Origin of the sequence: Agromyces humi (assembly GCF_009720255.1) — a bacterium.
Classification (GTDB): domain Bacteria; phylum Actinomycetota; class Actinomycetes; order Actinomycetales; family Microbacteriaceae; genus Agromyces; species Agromyces humi.
The window spans coordinates 1-2924 of the sequence record NZ_WJSP02000430.1; the positions used below are offsets into that span (position 1 = coordinate 1).

Consider the following 2924-nt stretch of genomic DNA (forward strand, 5'->3'; position numbering starts at 1 on the left):
GGGGCCCGACCTCGATGCGGCCGAGCGTCTCGTCGGCGTGGACGAGGTCCACCGACTCCGCCGGCTCGCCGGCCACGTCGCCGACGATGCCCGCGGGCGATTCGGCGAGCCCGCCGTCCGCACCGACCAGCCGGATCCGGACCCACGAGGCGTCCAGCCCGTCGCGCACGCCGGCGGCCAGGTGGGCGAGCAGGTCGCGGGGGTCGCCCGCCTGCTCGAGGCGAGCACCGAGTTCGCTGAGCATGCCGAACTGCCGCTCGCGATCGCCGAACAGGGCACGATGGAGCCGGCGCTGCATCCAGCTGCGTGCCGGCAGCAGCACGACCGCCAGGATCGTCGTGAGCAGGATCGCCGGCACGGTCCTGAGCGGTGGCGTGAGCAGCAGGGCGGGTGTGGCGACCCCCGCGGCGTACACGACCGTGATGAGCAGGTTCGACGAGCGCTCGACGAGCGCACCGCGATCGCCCGGCCCGATGTCGAACGCGCCGTACCGGAGGATGCCGTGGATCGCCGCCACCGGGATGGCGATCATCGAGGCGTACACCAGGAACTCGACGCCCACGAGGCCCGGCACGAACGTCCACAGCACGAACGCCACCATCGCCGAGGCGACCGCCAGGGCCATGACCCGGGTGCTCGCCCGCACCTCGGGCGACCCGAAGAGCGCACGGGAGGCGAGTACCGTGACGCCCAGCGCGACGGCCGCCCAGGACTGGACGACGAGGTACTGCACTGCCGGGGCCGCCCACTCGAGCCCCGGCACGACGTACGGATTGGGGATCGCCTCGCCGCTGATGCCGATGAACGGCGACATCACGACGTGCGGAGTCGTGAGCAGGGTGAGCGGGCCCGCGAGCACCGGGAGCCAGAGGAAGACGACCGCGATCCGCTGCCACCGGTGTTCCGGGACGCCGTCGGGGAAGGTCGCGAAGACGATGAGCAGCGTCGACGTCGCCACCGCATCGGCGGTCAGGTGGAGCACGTTGACGAGCGGGAACCACGGTTCGACGATGAGCGCGAGGTTCATGTGCACGAAGGTCTCGTACGCCGCGCCGACGAGCATCGCCGTCGATCCGAGCGCGATGAGCAGGGCGATGCGCGACGCGGACACCGTGAGCAGCCACATGCCGAACACGAACAGCGGCAGCGCGCCGAGCAGCGGCCAGGCGAGGCCGTGGTCCGAGCTGGCGTCGGGGTCGATGAAGCCGCGCACGACGACGACGTAGACCAGCGCGGCGACCCCGATCGGGCCGAGCGTCGCGAGGCACACCCACCTGCGGTCCACGCTCTTATCGTCCTCCTCCCGGGCGGCCGGCGGGAGAGGGGCATCCGCACCAGCCCTTGGGGGCTGGCCTCCATCACGTCGGCGGCGCGCCGCCACGCGGCATCCGGCCTGCTGCGTTCCCGCGGGGCCACCGCTCCGCGAAGGTCGGGGTCGAGCGGATGCCACGACGGCGCGCCGCACGAAACAGGGAGTGAAGCTCATGCGCAGGATCTACGCAGGCCTGGCCTGGACCATCGCGGGCGCGGTCGTCGTGCAGGCGGCCGCCATCGCCTTCGCGTTCGGCGGCATGCTCAACCTCGTGTCGGAGGGCGGCGTCGTCGACAAGGCGCTGCTGGAGAGCTTCCAGGCGGGAGGCGTCGGCGAGCTCGGATTCGCGATCCACGGGATCGTCGGCGCGGGCCTCATCCCGCTGCTCGCGATCGCGCTGCTGGTCGTCTCGCTGTTCGTGCGGGTACGCGGCGCGAAGCTCTGGGCGGCGATCACGCTCGGCCTCGTCGTGCTGCAGGTGACGCTCGGGTTCTCGATCGTCGGGGTGCCGCACCTCGGCCTCATCCACGGGGCCAACGCGCTGGCGGTCGTGGTCGCCGCGACGGTCGCCGCACTCCGGGTCCGACGTCCCGCAGCACCGGAGCGCGCCGAGGAGGCGACGACCGATGCCGTCGCGGCGTGAGCTCGTCCGCAGGCTCGCGGTCGGCATCGCGGTGACGACCGCGCTCGGCGCCGGCGCGCTCGCCTGGAGCTCCACGCTGCTCGGCGAGTACTCGGTGATGGACATGGGGGCGGGGCACGGCGAAACGGGCGACCACGGGCACGGCGGCCACGCGGAGCACGGCTCCGGCGGGCCCGGCGCGTCCGCGGCATCCGGAGCCGGCGGCTCGACCGGCACGGTTGAGGTGACCGCGTTGACGGCCGATCCCGACCGCCCGGCCGACGTGCGCGTCGAGCTCGTGGCCCGGCAGGAGTCGATCGACGTGCCGGGCGGCCGCACCGTCGCCGGGTACACCGTCAACGGCACCTCCCCCGGCCCCGAGATCCGCGCGAAGCAGGGCGACCTCGTCGAGGTCGTGTTCGTGAACGAATCGGTCGCCGCCGGCGCGACGCTGCACTGGCACGGCATCGACGTGCCGAACGCGGCCGACGGCGTCGCGGGCATCACGCAGGACGCGGTGCCGGTGGGCGGCCGCCACGTCTACCGGTTCGAGGCGTCGGATGCCGGGACGTACTGGTACCACTCGCACCAGGTCTCGCACGAGCAGGTCGTGGGCGGGCTCCTCGGCGCGGTCGTCATCGAGCCCGCCGGGCCGCCCGCCGTCGCGGCCGAGGCCGACGTCACGGCACTGCTGCACGTGTACGGCGGCGAGCACACCCTGAACGGGCGCGTCGAGGACGAACACGTCGCCGCGGCGCCCGGCTCCACCGTCCGCGTGCGCGTGATCAACAGCGACCAGGGCACCGCGTCCGTCTGGTCGGCGGCACCCTACCGCGTGCTCGCCGTCGACGGCCACGACATGAACGACCCCGGCGACGTGCGCGACCGACGGCTCCTCATCCCCGCAGGCGGGAGAGCGGATGTCGCGGTGCGCGCGCCCGCGACGGGCGAGGCCGTGCGCCTCGTGCCGTGCGGTGGGATGCCGCGACC

General features: G+C 73.6%; 3 protein-coding genes. 2 read left to right on the forward strand and 1 reads right to left on the reverse strand.

All coding sequences use genetic code 11. The annotated features are described in order from the left end of the window. Positions 1 to 1285: hypothetical protein (locus tag GH736_RS20340; protein ID WP_159606563.1), on the reverse strand; the 1285-nt coding region annotated here is incomplete at its 3' end. A 199-nt stretch (positions 1286 to 1484) separates the two neighbouring features. Between GH736_RS20340 and GH736_RS20345 the strand changes: the two genes are divergently transcribed. After that, complete coding sequence (locus GH736_RS20345; RefSeq protein WP_159606565.1) at positions 1485 to 1955, forward strand: hypothetical protein; 471 nt, start codon at positions 1485 to 1487, stop codon at positions 1953 to 1955. Continuing rightward, positions 1939 to 2924 (forward strand): multicopper oxidase family protein (locus GH736_RS20350; RefSeq protein WP_159606567.1); only part of this gene is annotated, 986 nt, incomplete at its 3' end. The genes GH736_RS20345 and GH736_RS20350, both read left to right, overlap by 17 nt.

Bases quoted from the DNA above. Each gene is read 5' to 3' on its own strand.
- GH736_RS20345 (WP_159606565.1), top strand. From the start codon at position 1,485: ATGCGCAGGATCTACGCAGGCCTGGCCTGGACCATCGCGGGCGCGGTC.